This is a genomic window from Brevibacillus panacihumi W25 (genome assembly GCF_000503775.1).
GTDB lineage: Bacteria > Bacillota > Bacilli > Brevibacillales > Brevibacillaceae > Brevibacillus > Brevibacillus panacihumi_A.
Window position 1 is genome coordinate 1,331,450 of sequence record NZ_KI629785.1, and the last position, 20,502, is coordinate 1,351,951.

General features: G+C 54.2%; 17 protein-coding genes. 3 read left to right on the forward strand and 14 right to left on the reverse strand.

Going from position 1 to position 20,502, the window contains the following annotated elements; translation table 11 throughout:
* Positions 1 to 80 precede the first annotated feature (80 nt).
* From T458_RS47400 to T458_RS47410, 3 genes are all read right to left on the reverse strand, one after another.
* The gene (locus T458_RS47400) at positions 81 to 1,391 is read right to left on the reverse strand and encodes a helix-turn-helix domain-containing protein (protein ID WP_031306063.1); all 1,311 of its coding nucleotides are present in this window, start codon (positions 1,389 to 1,391) and stop codon (positions 81 to 83) included.
* A gap of 91 nt (positions 1,392 to 1,482) precedes the next feature.
* Entirely contained in the window at positions 1,483 to 2,664 is a 1,182-nt protein-coding gene (locus T458_RS47405; RefSeq protein ID WP_023558131.1) for an MFS transporter, read from the reverse strand.
* Between the two features lie 27 nt (positions 2,665 to 2,691).
* Complete coding sequence (locus T458_RS47410; RefSeq protein ID WP_023558132.1) at positions 2,692 to 3,678, reverse strand: lipoate--protein ligase; 987 nt, start codon at positions 3,676 to 3,678, stop codon at positions 2,692 to 2,694.
* A gap of 234 nt (positions 3,679 to 3,912) precedes the next feature.
* On the opposite strand from T458_RS47410, the gene T458_RS0129145 reads away from it, so the two are divergent.
* Entirely contained in the window at positions 3,913 to 5,511 is a 1,599-nt protein-coding gene (locus T458_RS0129145; protein ID WP_051410096.1) for a methyl-accepting chemotaxis protein, read from the forward strand.
* A gap of 93 nt (positions 5,512 to 5,604) precedes the next feature.
* Here T458_RS0129145 and T458_RS47415 read toward each other — a convergent pair whose 3' ends face one another.
* The 5 genes from T458_RS47415 to T458_RS47435 form a co-directional block, all read right to left on the reverse strand.
* Complete coding sequence (locus tag T458_RS47415; protein ID WP_023558133.1) at positions 5,605 to 7,188, reverse strand: alpha/beta hydrolase; 1,584 nt, start codon at positions 7,186 to 7,188, stop codon at positions 5,605 to 5,607.
* A gap of 33 nt (positions 7,189 to 7,221) precedes the next feature.
* Complete coding sequence (locus T458_RS47420) at positions 7,222 to 8,244, reverse strand: FecCD family ABC transporter permease (protein ID WP_023558134.1); 1,023 nt, start codon at positions 8,242 to 8,244, stop codon at positions 7,222 to 7,224.
* Positions 8,237 to 9,244 (reverse strand): FecCD family ABC transporter permease, encoded by a 1,008-nt coding sequence (locus T458_RS47425; RefSeq protein WP_023558135.1) that lies wholly within the window; start codon positions 9,242 to 9,244, stop codon positions 8,237 to 8,239. Before T458_RS47425 ends, T458_RS47420 begins: the two co-directional genes overlap by 8 nt.
* Before the next feature lie 49 nt (positions 9,245 to 9,293).
* Positions 9,294 to 10,307 carry an ABC transporter substrate-binding protein gene (locus tag T458_RS47430; protein WP_023558136.1) on the reverse strand — a complete coding sequence of 338 codons (1,014 nt, stop codon included), beginning with the start codon at positions 10,305 to 10,307 and terminating at the stop codon, positions 9,294 to 9,296.
* Positions 10,308 to 10,410: 103 nt separating this feature from the next.
* Positions 10,411 to 12,090 (reverse strand): AraC family transcriptional regulator, encoded by a 1,680-nt coding sequence (locus tag T458_RS47435; RefSeq protein ID WP_023558137.1) that lies wholly within the window; start codon positions 12,088 to 12,090, stop codon positions 10,411 to 10,413.
* 172 nt (positions 12,091 to 12,262) lie between these two features.
* On the opposite strand from T458_RS47435, the gene T458_RS47440 reads away from it, so the two are divergent.
* Positions 12,263 to 12,949: an ArsR/SmtB family transcription factor gene (locus T458_RS47440; protein ID WP_023558138.1), complete on the forward strand. Its 687-nt coding sequence runs from the start codon at positions 12,263 to 12,265 to the stop codon at positions 12,947 to 12,949.
* On the opposite strand, the gene T458_RS47445 is transcribed toward T458_RS47440, so the two are convergent.
* The 5 genes from T458_RS47445 to T458_RS47465 all read right to left on the reverse strand — a co-directional run bounded on the left by T458_RS47445 (position 12,912) and on the right by T458_RS47465 (position 18,648).
* A complete protein-coding gene (locus T458_RS47445; protein ID WP_023558139.1) occupies positions 12,912 to 13,844 on the reverse strand; it encodes a DMT family transporter in 933 nt (310 codons plus the stop codon). The genes T458_RS47440 and T458_RS47445 overlap by 38 nt on opposite strands.
* 377 nt (positions 13,845 to 14,221) lie before the next feature.
* Positions 14,222 to 15,619, reverse strand: coding sequence for an MFS transporter (locus tag T458_RS47450; RefSeq protein ID WP_023558140.1), 1,398 nt, complete (start codon positions 15,617 to 15,619; stop codon positions 14,222 to 14,224).
* 156 nt (positions 15,620 to 15,775) lie between these two features.
* Complete coding sequence (locus tag T458_RS47455) at positions 15,776 to 16,669, reverse strand: alpha/beta fold hydrolase (protein ID WP_023558141.1); 894 nt, start codon at positions 16,667 to 16,669, stop codon at positions 15,776 to 15,778.
* A 3-nt stretch (positions 16,670 to 16,672) separates the two neighbouring features.
* Positions 16,673 to 17,647 carry an ABC transporter ATP-binding protein gene (locus T458_RS47460; protein WP_023558142.1) on the reverse strand — a complete coding sequence of 325 codons (975 nt, stop codon included), beginning with the start codon at positions 17,645 to 17,647 and terminating at the stop codon, positions 16,673 to 16,675.
* Positions 17,644 to 18,648, reverse strand: coding sequence for an ABC transporter ATP-binding protein (locus tag T458_RS47465; protein ID WP_023558143.1), 1,005 nt, complete (start codon positions 18,646 to 18,648; stop codon positions 17,644 to 17,646). Before T458_RS47465 ends, T458_RS47460 begins: the two co-directional genes overlap by 4 nt.
* A gap of 88 nt (positions 18,649 to 18,736) precedes the next feature.
* On the opposite strand from T458_RS47465, the gene T458_RS47470 reads away from it, so the two are divergent.
* Positions 18,737 to 19,645 (forward strand): LysR family transcriptional regulator, encoded by a 909-nt coding sequence (locus T458_RS47470; RefSeq protein WP_023558144.1) that lies wholly within the window; start codon positions 18,737 to 18,739, stop codon positions 19,643 to 19,645.
* On the opposite strand, the gene T458_RS47475 is transcribed toward T458_RS47470, so the two are convergent.
* Positions 19,642 to 20,457, reverse strand: a complete 816-nt coding sequence (locus T458_RS47475; protein ID WP_252989861.1) for an ABC transporter permease — start codon at positions 20,455 to 20,457, stop codon at positions 19,642 to 19,644. The two genes, T458_RS47470 and T458_RS47475, sit on opposite strands and share 4 nt — an antisense overlap.
* Positions 20,458 to 20,502: the final 45 nt, after the last annotated feature.

Below are 20,502 nucleotides of genomic sequence, written 5' to 3' on the forward strand. Positions count from 1 at the left end.
TTTGGCGACAATTGTCGTTATATCGTCGCTAATTTACGGATTAATATACGGAAAATTGCATCAATCGTCAAGGCAATTTTCTAAAAATTGATACGATATAGCGCACGCGGCCGCCCTTGCTGATACGGCTGCTCCTCTCCTACTGCCCGAACAAATTCCTTGTCTGCCAATTTTTTCAGGATTCGCTCCGCACTTCGTCTGCTGACTTGCAAATAAGCGGCCAGATCTGTTGCGGTAAAACGATTGTCCCGGCGCAGACGGATAAACGCGACCAGCTTGTTGAGCGTCGCGACACTGATCCCGGTCTCTTCTGCCACATGCAGGACGGTGCGATCCTCGCTTTTCAGATGAAACGCTTTCAAATCTTCATTCAGCGGACCAATTACTTCCTTGTCCTTCGTAACCAAAAATGCGCTGCTCACTCCCACCTGCTTGCGGGCATGGAACAAGCCGATCCTGGCATTCGATTCCGCCTCTTTTGCCGTCATGCCAAAACCAAATCCCATACTGATCGTGACGCCAAACAGCTTTTCCAGATTCCCGAAGACAGGCATATGCAAAAAATTGCCGGTCATCTTCTCGACACTGCCTCGCGTCCCGTACAGGATAAACTGATCCAGTCCAAGCTGTTGGATCGAAGCATCCGTCTCCTTGCCCAGCTCCAGCAGCATCTGCTGCAGCATGATTCCCGCATCGGTCCCGTTCTCCTGGAACGTCCCCTCTCTGGGATCGATCGCCGCTAAGCCGACAGCGATCTGCGCGTTCTCGCTGATCATCATCTGACCGATGGAAGTCGCCCGTGCCACCGTCTCCCGAATGCTTTTTTCGGGCACGAGCATGCTGATGCAGGGTATGCCTGCACGGGTCAACTGGTCGTAGACGTAATCCACGCTGGTCAGGGCGAGTTTGCTCTTCCCGCTCTCCACATTTTCCCGATGAAAGCGAATCAAGGCCTCAGGGTCGAAAGGTGTCCCCTCCTCATCGATAATCTGGCTAAAGTCTTGTACCCGCCAGCGGGAGGCATCAAGGGAGAGTTCGTCTACAGCCTGTTCGATGTATTCTTTTTTGGGAATATCGATGGACAATTCGCGCAGCCCTTCCTTGCGATTCAGCAAAATATGAGCCAAGGTAAGCGTCAGCGTATACTCATCGGATGGGATGTAGACGGACGGTATTCTTTTGCTGCGCGCCTGCTTGCGGGCAAAATACGAAGGCAATGGTCCTGCAAACAGCCACACGTCGCATTCGTCCAGTTCAGCAGGGAGCGAATCGCATTCCATCGGGTTTTGGTAAGGAAAAACGCTGAATTGAATGCCGGGATACGTATCAGCATATGCCGTAATCCGGAGAGAAAACGGTTCAGGAGTGATAACGGCTATTCGGATGAACACCTTGCTTACCTCCATTCTTCTTTCCTGCATCTCTAGTTTGGTTATCCCCACCCAGCCTCTGCAAACAGGCGGGCGGGGATGGCTTCGTCACTTACGCGAGTGCTGTTCGCTTCGGTTCCCTGGTCTCTTTTCCCAGGAAAAGCAGGGTACCTGTGCCCAGCAGCAGAACGACGGTAAACATCCCGAAGATAAAGGGATAACCGTAGTGCAAGCCAGAGAAGTAACCAACGAGATACGGCGCGATAATGCTTCCGACACGGCCAACACCAGCAGCAAAGCCTGACCCGGTCCCGCGCAAGGGAGTCGGATAGTTTTCCGGCGTGTAGGCATAGAGCGCACCCCAGGCTCCCAGGTTGAAGAAGGAGAGCAACGCGCCTGTGATGAGCAGACTGGCCGTTCCGCTGCTTTCCCCAAACGCGTAAGCCAGGACCGCTGTCATGAACAAAAATGTGGCGAGCGTCTGCTTGCGTCCCCAGTTCTCTACCAGATAGGCCGCTGCAAAATAGCCCGGCAATTGCGCCAAGGTCATGATCAGGACGTACTGGAAGCTTTGAATCATCGTGAAGCCTTTGTCTACCAGCACAGACGGCATCCAAAGGAACATCCCGTAGTAGGAAAAGGCGATGGCAAACCAGACGACCCAAAGCGTGATGGTCTCGCGCTTATGCTCCGTCAGCAGTTTTTGCACCGGTATGCGCTCGGTTTGCGGCTTGAATTGCGGCGATTCCGGGATGTTTTTGCGGACAAAAAAGGCGTAAAGAATCGGAAGCGCTCCGAGAATGACCGCCATCCGCCATCCGTAATCCGGGATGATAAAATACGCGATGACGGCTGCAAGCAGCCAGCCGACTGCCCAAAAGCTCTCCAGCAGCACAACCGTTCTTCCCCGTTTTTCCGGAGGTGCGAATTCATTCACCAGCGTAGACGCGACCGGCAGTTCGGCTCCCAGCCCGAGTCCCATGCAGAAACGCAGCAGCAGCATGGCGAGGAAGCCCGTAGCGAACGCACTGGCCAGACTGGCAGCCCCGAACAAAATGAGCGTATACAAAAAGACAGGCTTGCGGCCGATCCGGTCCGCCAGATAGCCGCCCAGCATAGCCCCGATTGCCATTCCGACGAGGTTGCCGGTCCCGAGCAAACCCGCCTCCTCTCCGGTCAGTCCCCATTCCTGCCGAAGGGCTACCATGATAAAGGAGAGGAGAGCCACGTCCATGGCATCAAACATCCAGCCAAATCCCGCTGCCCAAAACACTTTTTTATACGTCGTCGTCATGATGTGTCCCTTCCTTCTTTTCAGTTCTTAAAACAGCAATGAGAGGAAGGATTCCTGGTCCAGATCGCCAAAAAACGGCTTTAGGTCCACCTCAACGAGCAATTCCGCCAACGCAGCGCGGTCATAAGGCTGGTCGCGCAGCAGCGCTTCCAGCTCCGCCACATCCCGGACGCCAAAAAAGTCGCCGTATATATGTACTTCCTTCATTCTGCCCTTTTCAATCTCGAGCCGCACCTCAATCGTTCCGACGGGAAAACGCTTGGATTGGCGAAAATTGCTCTTGGGCGACTTCCCGTAATTCCACTCCCAGGTCTGGTAACGCTCCCGGGACAATTCGTGGATGTTCTTCCAGTCCTCTTCGGTCAGCTTGTATTCCTCTACTTCTTTCCCGCCAAAAATGGACCGCAGGATCGCCTGGCGGAACTCTTCGATGGTCATTTTCTGCTCCAAAAACTCGGAGATATTGGCTACCCGGCTGCGAATCGATTTGATCCCTTTCGACTGGATCTTCTCCGCATTCACCTTCAAGGCAGACACGATGTGCTCCATCTCGGAATCAAACAACAGCGTGCCGTGGCTGTACATGCGCCCTTTGGTCGAATACTGGGCATTGCCGGAGATTTTGCGCTCGCCTACCTGAATGTCGTTGCGGCCTGTCAGCTCTGCTTCTACTCCCAACTGTTTCAGGGCCTGCACGACCGGCTTGGTAAACTTGCTGAAATTATGAAAGGATTGCCCGTCGTCATTGGTAATAAAGCTGAAATTCAGGTTGCCCAAATCGTGGTACACCGCACCGCCGCCCGACAGTCGGCGCACGACGTGAATGCCCTTTTCCTGCACGTACTCTGCATTGATCTCCTCGATCGTGTTCTGATTCTTGCCGATGATGATGGACGGCTCATTGATGTAGAACAATAAATAGTCATCTGTAGCCGGCAGATGCTTGAGCGCGTACTCCTCAATCGCCAAATTGATCCTTGGGTCTGTGATGCCTTGATTGTCTATAAACAGCATAGGAGTTCCTCCAATTGTTTACATATTCTCTCCTATCATACCATGTTCAACCAACGAGGAAAGAAGGAGTTGCTCGCCATGTAGTGAACACCCGAAATTCGGTAAAGAGGAATTTTTTTCAAATTGTTTTTTACTCATTATTCCTAATTGTTTTGTCGATATAACCGTTAGGTATCAGAAGTTAAAGGGATTTTCGGCATTTTGGCTGATACACTACTTACCTGACATCGAGGTGTGTTCAAGAGTGAAAGCGACAACCATTTTTTCCCGGTTCCAATCCTTGCGACCAAAGCTCATGACGATCATCCTCTTGCTGTTGATCGTGCCCAGTACCTTGATTGGAAATCACAGGCAGACGGCACTCGCCCTATCAACAAAAACATCGATGTCGGCGAAGCCGGTTATATATTTGTACTCGATCAAAAAGGGGTCATGCTCGCTTCTCCCAAGATCGAAGGGCAAAATACATGGGATACAGCCGGACCGGATGGCAGTCTGTTCACGCAGGAAATGATAGCCAAGGCAGGGAATGGCGGAGGCTTTACCTATTATCTCTGGCCGATTGAGCCGGGATCCGACATCCTGGCGCCTAAAGTTACCTACACCGAACAAGACCCTCATTGGGGCTGGGTCATCTGTGCGGGGACTTATACATCCGACTTTAACAAACCGGCCCAGGCCTTGCTGACCGAGGCTATCATCTGGACAACCATTCTTCTCGTATTCGGTGCGGCCTTCTCCTGGTATATGACCGGCCGGATCACCAAACCGGTAACAGCCATTGCCGCACGCGTCAGACTGGTGGCAGATGGAGATTTGTCAGGCGAGCCGATCAAGGTGGCAAGCAAGGATGAGATCGGACAGCTCACCGATGACTTCAACACGATGACCCGCAATCTGCGCGAGTTGATTCAGCAGGTAGGCGCCAGCTCTGACCATGTCGCGGCTACTGCCGAGCAATTGACAGCAAGCGCCCAGCAGACCAGCCAAGCAACGGAACAAATCGCTGTCACCATGCAAGAGGTCGCGGTGGGCACGGAAGGCCAGGTGCGTGCCATCGACGAAGCCTCCCGCACGATCACAAGCATGTCCGCAAGCCTGCAAGAAATCGCAGCCAACACAGAACATGTGACAGTTACCGTGAATCAGGCTTCCAACGTCGTCCAATCCGGCAACGAGTCGGTCCATAAAGCCATCTCACAGATGGAGTCGATCAGCCGTACTGTAAATGGATTGGCTGATTCCATCAAATCGTTGGGCCATCGCTCGCAGGAGATTGGAAAAATCGTAGAGGTCATTACGGCCATCGCCGAACAAACCAACCTATTGTCTTTAAACGCAGCGATCGAGGCTGCACGCGCCGGGGAGCATGGCAGAGGTTTTGCGGTGGTTGCAGATGAAGTGAGAAAGCTTGCCGAGCAGTCCTCGCAATCGACGAAGCAAATCATCAGCCTGATCGCTGCCATCCAAGAAGAGACGAATTCCGCTATCGACTCGATGGAAACAACCACGGCTGAAGTAGCTGCCGGGATTGAAGTCGTGCATCAGGCAGGACAATCCTTCCGCGAGATTCACGAGGGAATCGAACAAGTCGCCGTTCAGACCAGGGAAGTCTCGCACAATACCTCCCAGCTGAGCGCGGGTACCCAGCAAATCGTCCAATCGATCGATGTCATCGGCGAAAAAGCCGACACGACAGCTTCGGGCACCCAAAACATCTCAGCGGCCGCCGAAGAGCAATTGGCTTCGATGGAAGAGATCTCCTCCTCCGCTGAATCGCTCTCCCATATGGCGGAAGAGCTGCAAGCCCTGATCCAGAGATTTAAAGTGTAGACCGAGCTGTCCAACCTTTGTCCAACGCAGCAAGGCTGTCACGCTGATCGATACAGATCGGGCGTTGGCAGCCTTTTTTGAGCAGCTTGCATGTTATCCTCTGAGAAAACGCATGGCTTCGCTGATCAGCGGATGAAGCACCGAGACATGTCCTTCCCGTTCAAATTTGCGGAAAGAAGCCTGGAAATCCGCTGTTTGGCAGGGAACCATCCAGCGATAAAGCTCTTCGGCATCTGCAACCATGTTGGGCTTTTCCTCCGCTCCGATCGCGATCAATAGTTTGGCGTCGATTTCGCCCTTTTGCAAGCGCTGCTCGAAGGCCGCCCATCTCTTGTGAAGGCTGTGTTCTTTCCACCAGATAGAAGGGCTTGCGGCAATATAGCTATGGAAGGCTTCGGGTCGGGTAAACAGCATATACAGCGCAAAGTATCCTCCTAACGAGTGTCCGAACAGACCTTGACGTCTCCGATCGATCGGGCACACCGCTTCCACAGCGGGCTTCAAATCCTCCTCGATGAAGGCGATAAAATCCTCTATGCCTCCCGTCTTCGGCCATGCGGAACCATCTGGCCGTTCCGGCAGCTCGGAAGTCTTCGCAGCCTCTGTATAATCATAGAAACGCTCGTCAGTTACGATCGGCACCTCGGCGTCATAGCCAATGCCGACGATCACCTGCGGCTCGATCCCATGCGGCTTCCTTCCTTGCAAGCACATGGCCTCAGCCATGGATCCAAACACGGCATTGCCATCCAGCACGTACAACACAGGGTACCCGTTCTTGGGAGACGGCTCTTGCGGAATCGATAAAAAGATGCGGTATTCCCGACCGGAGCGTTTGGCACGCAAGCTGAAGTGATGGGTATTGGGGATCTCGAAGCCGCTCGTCATGCGCCTGAACGGCACCAGCTCGTCTGCTTGATTCCGCGAATAGTCCGACTCCTTCTTTTCTTCGAACAGCCATCGGAGAGCGCACGGGAATTGCTGCGCCATAAAAAGCAAATCATGCGTACCGCCTGCGATTTTCTCAAACTGCAGCTGCTGCACAGGAAAGCCTTTTTCCAGCCAAATCGCATGGGCTTCCAGCGTATTTTCCACCATGTGTCTCTGGCGATTGGATTTATAGATTCCTTCGCAGTCCCCGACAGACATGTAAATCCGTTGATTCGGTGAAAGGACTGGCTGATCGCGAAGGAATTCCAGCACTCCCTCGTACCAGAACGATGTCGACAAGAGCCCCAGCCTGCCAAAAGTCTCGGGACGCCAATAGCCGGCGAACATGGCGATGAGCGCGCCAAGAGAGCCTCCGATGATTCCCGTATGCGCAGGTTCGGGCATCGTCCGGTACTTCCTGTCTATCGCTGGCTTGATCACGTCTGCCAGCTCATCGATGTACTGCCGTCCTCTCCCTTCAAACGGCGGCTTGCCTGCAGCCAATGACGCTGCTGGCCAGGGCGTGTACTCGCTATTGCGCTCATGGGAAGGGATCCCGACCAGAATCACCTCGGTCAATTGGCCCGTCGTGCACAGATGATCGAGGTAATTGATGCAGCTCGTAAATGCTTCCCCCTCATCCTGGACATAGGCGACTGGATACCGCCTGTCAGAGGTTGGATAGGATGGAGGAAGATAGATTTGAAGCGCGCGATCAGATATGTTCAGGCTGTGATATCGATTCATGTTTCTCCCTTTCTGCATCCCGGACCGGAGTGGCTACCGTTTCATTTTCATCAGCAAATAGATAAAGTAGGGGACCCCGATGATCGAGATGACGATCCCTGCTGCAAGCTCGGCAGGAGCAAAAATCGTCTTGCCGATAAAATCCGCCCATACGACCAAGGCAGCCCCGATCAGCCCGCTAACCGGCAGGATGGCGCCGTGGTTCACTCCAGTCAGCCTTCTTGCTATTTGCGGAGCGATCAGGCCTACGAAGCTGACACTTCCCGATACCGCGACACTGGCGGCTACCAGGCCGATGCTGCAGCCGAGCAAAACCTTCTTTTCCCTCTCGACATGCACCCCCAGGCTGAGGGCGCTGTCTTCCCCCAACTGAAAGAGATCCAGGACTCGTCCCTTCCACCAGAGAATCGGGGGCATCAGGATCAGCCAAGGCAGCAGGGTCACCACGAATTTCCAGTTGGCGTTGTATATGCTCCCTGCCAGCCACACCACAGCCATTTCAAAATCATTCGGATTCATTTTCAAGGAGACATACAGCGTCACCGCCCCAAAACCGGAAGCAGCAGCGATCCCCACCAGGATCATTCTCTGCGGATCCAGCCTGCCGTGCTGCTGGGAAAACAAATAAATCAAGACGACCGCCAGAAAGCCGCCAACCAGCCCAAACATCGGCATCATCATGACAGCGAGCCAGCCTTGGATCTGCACACTTCCTTGAAAAAAGAACATGAACAAAACGACTGCCATGCCAGCCCCCGCATTGATGCCCAGGATGCCGGGATCTGCCAGGCCGTTGCGCGTCACTCCCTGAAAGACCGTCCCCGCCATCCCAAGCGCCGCTCCCACCAGGACACTCAACACGATTCGCGGCAACCGAAAATCAAAGATGACCAGATCATGCTCCCGGACAGGATCGATCCGCAGCAAGGTCTGCACAATCTCTCGAAGGGACAAATCGAACATTCCGCTCGTCAGGCTCAGATAGGCTCCTCCCGCAATCACCACAATCAGAACCGCGCAGATCGACCAGACTCTGGGTGGAGAAACATCAGGCATGCTTGCCCCCTCCTCTCGTCTTGATGAGATAGAGGAAAAACGGGACGCCAAACAAAGCTGTGATCACACCGATCGGGGTCTCGAAGGGGTAATTGACAAATCGAGCCAGAATATCGCAAAACGCCAGAAACAAGCCCCCGAGAACCCCCGAAACGGGGATGAGGCGCTGATAATCCTCTCCGCAGAGGAATCGGGCGATATGGGGGATGATCAGACCGATAAAGGCGATCTTCCCTGCCAACGCGACCGACACACCAGTCAGGATCACGACGACCAGAAGGATCAACACTTTGATCAGATCTGTCCGCTGTCCAAGGCCCGCCGCTACATCATCGCCCAGCGACATCACCGTGACGGATTTCGCAAGCAATAGAGCAAGCGTCAAGCCCACGATGGCAAAAGGCAGCGCCAGCTTGAGCATCGCCGGGTCCATGGCATGCAGCTTGGCGTTGTACCAGAAGCTGACGCCCTGCGAGATTTGAAAATAGCTAGCTGCCGCCGCAGAGATACCGCTCAAGAACGTGCCGACAATCGTTCCGAGAATCGCCAATCGCACTGGCGTCAAACCGCCGGGGATCAACCTGCCAAGACCAAAGACAAGCGCTGCCCCCAAGGCAGATCCGAGCATCGATAGGGCGATCAAGCTTGCCGAATTCGTGCCGGGCAAAAGGATCATCGCAAACGTGACGAGAAACGCCGAGCCGTCTACGACGCCCATAATGGACGGTGAAGCCAGGTAATTGCGCGTCATCCCCTGCATCAAAGCTCCGGAAATCGCCAGAAATGCCCCGATGAGCAAAGCGCCGATCGCTCGGGGAAGCCGGGATGCCATGACAATCTGATGGTCCACATTTTCCGCGTCAAAATGGAAGAGCGCATTCCAGATCTCTTCCGTCGGGATGCTTTTGGAACCGTACAGGACAGACAAATACAGGAGAAAAAGTGCGGCTACCGGCGCCATCAGCAGGATAGCAGCCGGTACAATACGTTGGGATCGCATACTAGCAACACGCCTTATCGAAATTGATTCATTCGCAGAAAGGATTCAACTACTTGGACAATTGCTCCACGGCTGCCTTCAAGAAGGCAATCTTACTGTACGCCGTTCCGCCTTGTGCCAGCGGATCTACGATATTGATGTAGACATTGCCGTTTTTCACCGCATTGCTGCTCTTGATAATGGGATTGTTCTTCCATTCTTCCAAAGCATTGGGTGCGTCATGGTTTTCTTCCGCCGCAAATTGGAGAAACACATAATCCGGGTTCATTTCAGCGAATTTCTCGATCGGGAGTGCTTCCTGGGCCTTGGCTGCCTGGATCTCGGCCGGGGTGTGCAAGCCAAGCTCGTGATACAAGATCGGGTTGAAATAGACGCCCGCGGGATACACATACATCAGCCCCTCGCGAACGCGGATCACGACTACTTTTTTATCCTTCAGCTTGTCGGCCAGCTTGACCTTTGCATCTTCCAAATCCGCTTTGTACTGTCCGATTACTTCTTCTGCCTGCTTTTCCTTGCCGGCGAGCTCCCCTAGCAGCAAGAGATTGGATTCCCAATTGGTCGATACATGAGAGTACAGAATCGTCGGAGCGATCGATTCCAGCTTTTCGGAGACTTCAGGCTTGAACTTCGTGCTTCCCAAAATCACATCCGGCTTCAGCCCCAGGATCGCTTCGAAGTTCGGCTCTGTCTTTTCGCCAATCGAGACGGCATTTTTCGTGATCGACTCGAACATTGGCGGGAAAACGCCCGCGAACGAGATCGCTCCGACCGGATTCACGCCGAGCACGATGGCATCCTCCATCGCCTCTACGGCACCTGCCATGACGATGCGTTCTGTCGTGGCAGGCAATGTATACTCTTTGTCCAGATAGGTGATGGTCTTCGTCGCTGCAGCCTCCCCTGACTTTTGCCCGTCGGTACTCGCCTGTACCGGCTGTCCGGCGACACCGTTGCCATTGGCTGTCTGGTTGCTTGCCTGTTCGTTGCTTCCGTTCCCGCAAGCTGTCACTAATAGAGAAATTGCGAGAATTACGCTGACACCCGCTCTGGTCCTCTTCATCCTTCTTCCGTGCCCCTTTCATAATCGCTGTAAATGATAATGAGTCTCATTAGCAATTATAGTAGTGGGACCCGCTTTCCTCCATGTACAATATCCAGAATAATCATGGACATTTTCCGGTAAAAATCCGCATCGCTTCATCGACGATCCGATCCAGCGCGATAGGCGAATACTCCCTCCAAGGCTCGGAAGCGATCTGACACACCTTATTTTCGCGAACCATGCGAAGCGACATCCAGGACGGTGATTGCTGCAGTTTTTTCCACTCTGCCAGCGTCTCCGAATCCCGGCAAATCAACAGCAGGACGACATCCGCTTCGATACCGTCGAGCTCCTCCAGACTGATCGGGATATTGCGATCCACTCCCATGTCTTCGCAGGCAGACCTGACTCCCAATCCGTCATAGAGTACATCCTGCATACCTTGGTTGCGGTATAGATAAAAATGATGACGTACTCGTTTCAGCGTCAACACACGTGGACGAACTCCGCTTTCCAAGAGCCTTTTCTTTTCCCTCTCTATTTTCGATTCAAAGGAGGCTATCCAGCTTCGGGCTTCAGATGGTTCACCCAGAGCTTCCCCCAAAGCTAGCAATCCTTGCTTCCAGCCTGCCTTCTCATCAGGAAGCTCCACGATTGGGGCGATCCCCGCCAATCTCTCCCTCTCCCACGGCTCCAAATCCCGGTGAGTGATAATCAGCTCAGGCTTTGACTGTGCGACGAGGTCCAAGTTGTGGCTATTCTGGTATTTCTGCCTGGCAATGTGGAGGTGGTAGGGGATATCGCTGCCGTATTTTGTGAAGTACAGGTTGGACCACATCGGATGCAGAGGGGCTGCATGAGGAATGACCTTCAGCGTCAGCAGATAACCGAGTATTGATGTTCGTCCGTATACAGCCACCCTTCGGCTTCGTTGCTTCATGTACTGGGATGGGGACAAGCCATAGGTTTGCTTGAATTTGCGGCTGAAGTAAAAAGGGTCCGTGTAGCCTACCTCGTGGGCAATGTCTTTTAGCAGCCTCTCCGATTGGTTCATGAGATGCTTGGCTTTTTCCATTCTCACCTTTGTCAGATGATCAAGGGCGCTGACACCATAGGTTTTTTTGAATAGATCCACATAGTATTTGGGACTCAGCTCCGCAATGGCCGCCAGCTGAGTGATCGTAATTTCCTCGACATATCGCTCCTCCATGTACGCCTTGGAACGTTCAAGCGCTTGTCGCGTATCGACTGCCCGCTCGGAGTGTACCGCTGCCGCCGCATAGAGCAATTCGGCGCAATCGATTTGAGCCCGCCAAACCTTCATTCTGTCCTTGCTGTTGAAATGGGCGTGGATGGCGCGACACAGCTTTTCCAAGCGTCCCGCTGGCGTGACCGGGATTCCCTTGCGCAGGGCGATTGCTGAATCCAGTCGTTCTGCACTTGCGGCTGCAAAGAGGCCAGCTCTTTCCTCTAAAATATCCAACCGCAGCACCATTGCAGACAGCTCTCCGCTTCCGTCGCCGCTCCAACCGAATGTGCTCTCAGGAGGAATCAGATAGACATGATCCTTTTTCATTGCCACCTGCCTATCTCCCAACTCCAGCACCCCGCTGCCTCCGAGATGAACAATGAGCGCGTACGTTTCGGTGAGCTGTTGCTCCAGCTTCAATTTGCTTGCTCCCTCCGCAATGAATACGTCCCGCAGCCGTATGTAGCAGCGTCCAGGATCAAATGAATCCTCTTGCTCTTGCCCTGGCGCAGGGCTTTCGCTCCAATCTTGTTCGAGTCGATCTATTTTCATTCTCCACCCTCATCTGATAACGATTATCATTCTCCTTTGAGTATAGCAGGGAAAGCAAGCGGAATACATTGTTTTTCCCTAAAGGATAAAAAAAGCATGCAGGAATGTTCCTGCATGCTTCGTTTTTCATCGAAATATGGATGTGAGATAATGAAGATGGAGGTGCATGCATATGAACAACAGTCCGGATATGATCGAAGTCGCCAGCTTGATCGGCGAACCGTCCCGCATTGCCATTCTGCTCAGTCTGCTGGGAGGAAAATCCCTGCCGGCAAGCGAGCTTGCCAGAGCCGCACGAATCACTCCGCAGACCGCCAGCGCCCATCTGTCCAAGCTGGTAGAAGGCGGTTTGCTCGTCCATGAATCCTATGGCCGCCATCGGTACTATCGCTTGGCGCGTGCGGAAGTGGCCCAGGCGCTGGAAGCCCTGAGCGTCATCGCCAGGCCCAAGCCCATTCGCTCCCTGCGCGAATCAGATCAAGTAAAAGCGATGCGCTATGCCCGTACCTGCTACGATCATCTGGCAGGAGAGATCGGCGTCGCGTTGACAGACCGCATGCTCGAACTGAGGATGCTCGAGGAAAAAGGAAAGGACTTTTTGCTAACAGATGTAGGGAAAAACAAGCTTCTGGAGCTTGGCGTCGACATCGAGCCCGTGGCCAAAAGCCGCCGCAGCTTTGCCCGCCAATGCCTGGATTGGAGCGAGCGTCGGCATCATCTGGCAGGCAGTCTGGGAGCGGCCGTGACCAAGCGGCTTTTTGAACTGGGCTGGATCGAACGATTTCAGGACAATCGCGCGGTACGCGTCACCAAAACCGGGATCAAAGGCTTCGCTGACGAATTCGGCCTTCAGCTCTAACCTCTTCTTGCTCCATCGAAATGGGCAGCTTTTCGTCGTCGCGCCTTTTGGAAAATGTCCAATTCACCAGGAAAATGCCTGCAAAGATGAATACACCACCCAGGTACACATGCCATTGAATCTCTTCCCCCAGCAGGAGCCACCCGGAGAGGACGCCAAAAAACGGCGCGAGAAAAAGAAAGGCGCTGGTTCTGCCGGGGTCTCCTTTTTGCAAAAGGGTAAACCAAGTGGCGAATTGCACGATGGAGGCCATCACGGCAAGCCATAGCACGATCAGGATAGACGCCGGGGTAATGGTCATCTGCGGTGTCTCCAGGGTTACCCCCATGAGCAGGAGCAGCAATCCCCCAAACAGCATTTGATACGCCGTCATCACCCATAGATGGAAGGCGGCACCCCATTTTTTCACCAATATCGTGGCTGCTGACCAGGCGACAGCCGAACCGATGCCAAACCATGTTCCCGCTTCTACCTGCACCTGCGAGCCGAGTGTAATGACAACTCCGATGATTCCGATCAAGACGCCCAGCCACTGTGCAAAGCGATATTTCATGCCGAGAAACACGGTCCCCCAGATCACGACCAGGAGCGGATTCATAAAGGTCAGGATGGAGGATTCGCCCGCTGTAATGGTCCGCAAGCTGAGAAAAATGCAGCCCATCACGCTGGCGGTCTGAAGAAAACCGATCAACAGCAGCTTGCCCCAATCCCGGACGGAGGACGGAAGCGGCTTTCTCCATACCCACAGCGCCATGAGAATGCCTGCGAGCGTAAAGCGAAATCCGACTAAAAGCAGCGGAGAAAAATACGTTAAACCCATTTTTCCCACAGCAAATGACGAGCCCATCAAGGACGTGGTGATGACGACAAGACTAGCGAACATGAGAGGATGCATGATTCCACTCCCCGTTTCCTGGTTTTTCCACCATTACTCATGAGGTAAGTGTAATCGATGATGGTTACGATGGAGAACGAATCGTCGTTGTTCGAGCTGTAGAGGAGGAGAGGAAAAAGGGGAGAACGCTCAGGCGGGTTGGGATCTTCGCTGGGGGTCATCCCTGTACGCCTCCATTCCAAAGGCGGAACCGCGGCCAAAAGCAGCCCCTTCGAAGAAGTGATTCAGGGTTGGCCGCTGAGTGCGTGTTCCGCCTTTTCCATTGCGTCTTGGTCAAGATCCCAAATGCCTTCGCTTTTCTCCCCTTTTTCCTCGACCAGCTTTTCAGGTTACCCTGCTTATTTATGTAGGCTTCTCAAGGTGTCTTCACAGTTCTCTTACGCCGACCCTCTCTCGACCAAGAGTTGCTTCTCCTTCCTTGCGAGACGCCCACCGTATAGAAAGATCCATACGCTGATCAGGCATACGACAGCACTCAAAGCAAAGCCACCGCTGTAATCGGTAAATTGTCCGCCATCATCCGCTCCACCTAGCATACCGAGCCCCATCGCCGCACCGAATACCATGCCGACATTGCGGATCATCCCGACCATCCCGCTGATGCTGGCTGATTCATGGGCTGGCACATGCTTCATGATCAGGCTCAGGTTCGGTGAAGCCGTAAGTCCCATGCCTGCCCCAACCATTCCGATCATGATGGCAATCAGCACGAGGGAGCTTTGCTCATAGAACAGCGCGAACAGCAGCGTGCCCAATCCCATCAATCCCAAGCCGGCCAAGGTCAAACGTTTCGGACCATAGCGATCTGACAATCTTCCTGCCATCGGTCCGGACAAGGCCAGCACGAGCGGATAGGCAATCATGATATAGCCTGCCAGTGCAGTCGGCATTTTTTGAAAACCAGTCAAGTAAAAGGGCGTTACTGCCAATGTCGTATTAGCTGCTGCATAGGAGGCAAAGGTGACGGCCATCCCGCTCGCCACCATCGGACTTTTACAGGTTTGCAACGGGAGAAACGGCTTTTGCTGCCGTCTCTCCCACAAGGTCAGCACCAGCAGACTGGCGACGCTTCCCGCCAGAACCAACGTGGTCGGTGCGGACAGCCAGCCGTATTTGTTGCCGTTGGACATGCCGTAAATCAGGGAACCGATCAAAAGCATGAACAGCATAATGCTGACAAGCGGAAACGGTTCTTTTGTTTTTACCCCAGCATCTTTTGGGATATACCGAAATGCCAGAACCGTACCCGCAATGGAGACGGGCACATGAATCAAAAACAGCCAGCGCCATCCCAGCCACTCCGCCACCATCCCCCCAATGACCGGTCCCGACATGGCACCCAATGCCACTGCCGTACTGACCAGCCCCAGCGCTCTTCCCATTTTGTTTTTGGGAAAATGGACGGCGATCAACGCGACATTGGTGGCTTGATACATCGCTGCACCGATGGCCTGTACCACGCGCAGCACGAGCAAAACAGCAAAGCTTGGGGATAGAGCCAAAAGGATCGAGCTGATCAAAAAGAGCAGATACCCCAGGTTATGGATCAGGCGAAGTCCGACCCGATCCCCCAGCTTGCCCATCAGCGGCAGGAATGAAGCAATCACCAGGAGATACCCCACCGTAATCCATTGAATGCTTCCCAGACTTACATGAAAAACGTTCATCAGCTCGGGCAAGGCTACATTCATGACCCCTGCCGTAAAATGAGAGACGAAGATTCCCAGCAGCACCGCGATCAGCACCATGCGCTGTTGGCGCAAGTCGATCGACATGTTCCCACCTCCTCTGCTTGACCGAACACGAGATTATGCGTTTAGTTTGCTAGACTTTGACAGGGGTGTCAAGAAAAGTAGGGGCAGGATGCGGACATACAGAAGAGGGTATCTGACGACGCGGATACCCTCCTTGATTCGCGATTATCGAGATGATCAGAATGCAGGCAAAACTCTTCGCTTCAGAAAACTGACGACAGCGGCCAGATATTTTTCATACTCGTCCTTGATCACACTGTGGCTGCTGTTCTCAAAGATTACCAACTCACTGTTGGGAATGCGCTGTGCGATTTCTACCGACTCCTCCACGGGTGTGATCCAATCGTGGCGCGCCCCCATAATGAGAGTAGGGGCGGTGATGTTCGGCAGTTCATCCCGCAGGTCGAAGGTTTTCAAAAAGCCGCCGAAGCCTTGGTTTAAAGCATGGTACGAACGATTGGAGCGCGCCCTGGCATCGAGCGTTCGCTGCTTTTCTTCTTCGCTCGGCTGTGCGTTATGCGTGACCGAGTACATCGGCGCCATGATTTCATAGAAGCGATTCAACTGCTCCTGGGACTCGAATTGACCCTCCCATAGTACGGCCGTGATTTCTTTCATCTCCGGTGTTCCCTTTTCCTCGACGATCTTTTTGGCCTTGTGGAGAAACTCGTAACTCGGCGAAGTCGTCAACAACAGCAGCCCTGCTACGTGATCGGGATAGCGCAAGGCGTACTCCTGCGCCACCATACCGCCGTAGGAATGCCCGTGCAGCACGACCTTTTCCAGCCCCAAATGCCTGCGCAGCGCATCAATGTCCGCTACATTGTTTTCCAGGGTATAGCTCTCCTGCGGTCCATGGTCCGAATGTCCGCTGCCGCGATTGTCGATGTAGACGAGCTGCATGTGCTCGGATAGCGGTGTCAGGCCCGGCTTGTAACCCGTGTGATCGCCGCCCGGACCTCCGTGCAGGATAAAGCAGACCGGCTTTTCCCGCAGGATCGGCCCGTCCGGCACCCACCCCATCCCCTCTACATCGAAAAAAATGCGTGTTCCATTAATGTGTGCGTACATATTCTATCTCTCCTTTTTCTCGTCGTAGAGATGGCAGCGAACCATCTGTCCTGCGATGAACGTCTCCTTGGGCACCTCTGTCTTGCAGATGTCCATGCAAGCGTGACAGCGCGGATGAAAGCGGCAGCCCGACGGCGGATTGGCCGGCGACGGCAAATCTCCCTGCAAGATGATCCGCTCCTTTTTCTCATCCGGGTCCGTTACGGGGATCGCGGAGATCAAGGCTCGGGTATACGGATGAAGCGGCGATTGAAACAGCTCTTCCTTGCGCCCCAGCTCGACGATCTCGCCCAGATACATGACCGCCACCCGGTCTGAGATGTGCTCCACGACACCCAAATCGTGGGAAATGAAGATATAGGTCATGCCGAACTGCTCTTGCAGATCCTGCAGCAGATTCAGGATTTGCGACTGAATCGACACGTCCAGTGCGGACACAGGCTCGTCAGCCACAATGAGCTGTGGCCGAAGCATGATGGCCCGGGCAATGCCGATGCGCTGGCGCTGCCCGCCGGAGAACTGATGCGGATACCGATCCAGATGAGCCAAAGTCAGTCCGACAATCTGGATGGTCTCCTCGATAATCTGCGTGCGCTTCTCCTTCGGGACCTTTTGGGCGATCAACGGCTCCTCCAGGATGCGGCGGATCGTCAGCTTGGGATTGAGCGTGGCAAAAGGGTCCTGAAAGACGATTTGCAGCTCACTGCGCATCGCCCGCATTTCCTTGCCCGACAATTTGGTCAGATCCTGACCGCGATACCGCACCTCTCCTGCCGTCGGTTCCAGCAGGCGCAACAGGCAGCGCCCGGTCGTAGATTTGCCGCAGCCGGACTCTCCGACAATGCTGAGCGTCTCTCCCTCATAGACGGTCAGATCAATTCCATTTACCGCCTGAACGTAAGAAGGCGGCTGAAACCAGCCTTTTTTGCTGGCAAAATGCTTCTTCAGCCCTTTGACCTCCAGAATGGGTTGGCTCATGTCCGCTCACTTCCTTCCGTACCGGCATCCGGAGCATGCAGCCAGCATCTGCACTCCGATCCGTCAGCCATCTTCAACAGGCTCGGGCTTTGCTGCTGACAGATCGGCATGGCCTCGCTGCATCGGGGAGCAAATCGGCAGCCCTGTGGCCATTCACCAGGGGACGGGACATTGCCCGGAATGGCGTACAGCCTCTTCACGCCTGTTGCCCGATGCGGGACCGAGCGTATCAGTCCCATCGTGTAGGGATGCTTGGGTGCTCGCAACAAGGTGCGCACATCGGCGGATTCAATGACTTGACCGGCATACATCACAAGCACCCGGTCGCACATCTCGGCGACGACCCCCAGATCGTGGGTGATGAGCATGACGGACATCCCGGTGTTGTCACGCATCTCGCGGATCAGTCCCAGCATCTGCGCCTGGATCGTCACATCCAAGGCCGTCGTCGGCTCATCCGCGATCAGAAGCTGGGGCTGGCAGGCCATCGCCATCGCGATCATGACGCGCTGTCTCATTCCTCCTGACAGGCGGTGCGGATACTCCGCATAGATGTCTTTTGCCCGAGGGATTCCGACAAGGGTCAAAAGCTCTATCACCCGCTGCTTTCGCGCTTCCGGTCCGAGCGAGGTGTGCAGATGCAGGACCTCTCCGATCTGCCTGCCGATTGTGAGCACCGGATTGAGCGAGGTCATCGGCTCCTGAAAAATCATCGCCATCCGGTTTCCCCGCAGCTTGCGCATATCGGCTTCAGACAAATGCAACGTCTCCTGTCCTTCAAAGCGAACGCTTCCGCTGACTTTGCCGTTCTTGCCGAGCAGCCGCATAATCGACAGCGAGGTCACGCTTTTTCCACAGCCCGACTCTCCGACGATCCCCAAGGTCTCCCCCTTTTTCACTGTAAAATCGACGCCATCCACGACGGTTACCGCCCTGTTTTGACGATTGGAAAATTGTGTGGTCAGTCCATTTACTTCCAGAACAGACGGTCGGCCATTCATAGGGCACCTCCTAGACAAGCTAGCCTGCATGTTGTGATATACTGCTCATAATCCAAACATTCAAAACCTTCAGAAGGGGGCTTGCGACATGAATATGGATCATATTGAGGCGTTTCTGTACGCGTTTCAACTCGGGAGTTTCAACAAGGCGGCTGAGGCGCTGTATCTTACCCAACCTTCCGTGACTGCCAGAATCCAATCCTTGGAACGGGAACTGGGAGGCCCCCTTTTTCATCGCGACAACAAACACATCTCTTTGACGGAGCGCGGCAAACAATTCCTGCCGTACGCCCAGAAGATTCTCCATGCGTACCAGGAGATTTCCACTACATTGCGGGAACAGCCCCAATCCAGCAATAATTTGACGATCGGCTGCACCCTCTTGATGTCCACCCATATACTTCCGGAAATCCTGCCGCTCTATCGCGAAAAATACCCCGGTGTCAACATTCGCATCCTCGTGGGCTCCTCGGCTTTCGTGCTGGAAAAGGTGTTGAACAAAGATGTCGATTTCGGACTGGCCAGGACGGTTTCCCACCCCTTGATCGACTCCTATCATCTGCACACCGACACCATGCGCCTCGTGGTGCCTGCCTCGCACCCGTTCTGTTCCATGCCGCCGCACAAGCTCACATGGGATCTGGTCGGACGTGAACCGCATATCGTGCTTGCACACGGGACACTGGAATGGCTCATGATCCAGCGCCACTATCATCGCAACGAAATCCTCCCGAACATCATCATGGAGGTCCCGAACTTCGAAGCTGCCAAAAAGATGGTGATGCGCGGTGTCGGAATCAGCTTTTTGCCGGAGCTTTGCGTTCTGGAGGAGCTTGCCAGCGGGCAGCTTGTTGAAATCTCCCCCAAGCCTATGGCGCAGCTTGCCCGCAAGAGCGATATTATCTGCTTGCGCGAGTCCAAGCGGGATCTCGTCGAGTTTTTCATCCATGCGGTCAAAGGAATCGAACGGAAATGGGCAGCCGTCAAATCTCATTAATTGGATTTTGGATCCAGAATGTCACGCAGGGCATCCCCGAGAATATTGACTGAAAAGACGACGATGCTGATCGACAGCCCCGGAAACGTAGCAAGCCACCAGGCATCCGTAATATACTCCTTGCCCTCGCTGAGCATCGTTCCCCATTCGGGTGTCGGTGGCTGCGCTCCAAGTCCGATGAAGCTGAGCGCTGCCGTATCCAGAATGGCGATGCCAATCTGCAAGGTGGTGTAGACCAGCAAGGTGCTCATGATGTTTGGCATGATCTGAAACAGCAGGATACGCGCTTGAGAGGTTCCCATCGCACGGCTCGCCTCTACATATCCGGATGACTTGACGCCAAGCGTCGAGCCTCGCGTCAGCCGGGCGTACTTGGGAATCCCGGCGATCCCGACCGCAATCATGGCATTGGTCAGGCTGGGGCCAAGGATCGCCACGATCGCCATCGCCATGATGATATTGGGAATCGCCAGCAAAATATCCATGATCCGCATCAGGACCGAATCGACGACACCGCCGACGAAGGCGCTTGTCACACCGATAAAGGTCCCCGTAATAAAGGTGATCGAGACGGCCATCACCGCTACCATCAACGTGACGCGCGTGCCGTGCAGCAGCCTGGAAAATACGTCGCGGCCAATCGAATCTGTCCCCAGCAGATGCTCTGCCGACGGTTCAGCCAGCAATGCCTCGTAGTACGGCTTGGTCGGATCATGCGGCGCAAACCAGGGGCCCGCGATCCCGACTGCGATCACCAGCAGGAGGATCAACATGCTGTATCTCGATTTTGGATTGTTCCACAGCTTGCGCAAGAGTCCGTCTTCTCGGGCGTGGGGCTTTTGCTGCGGCGCAGAAAG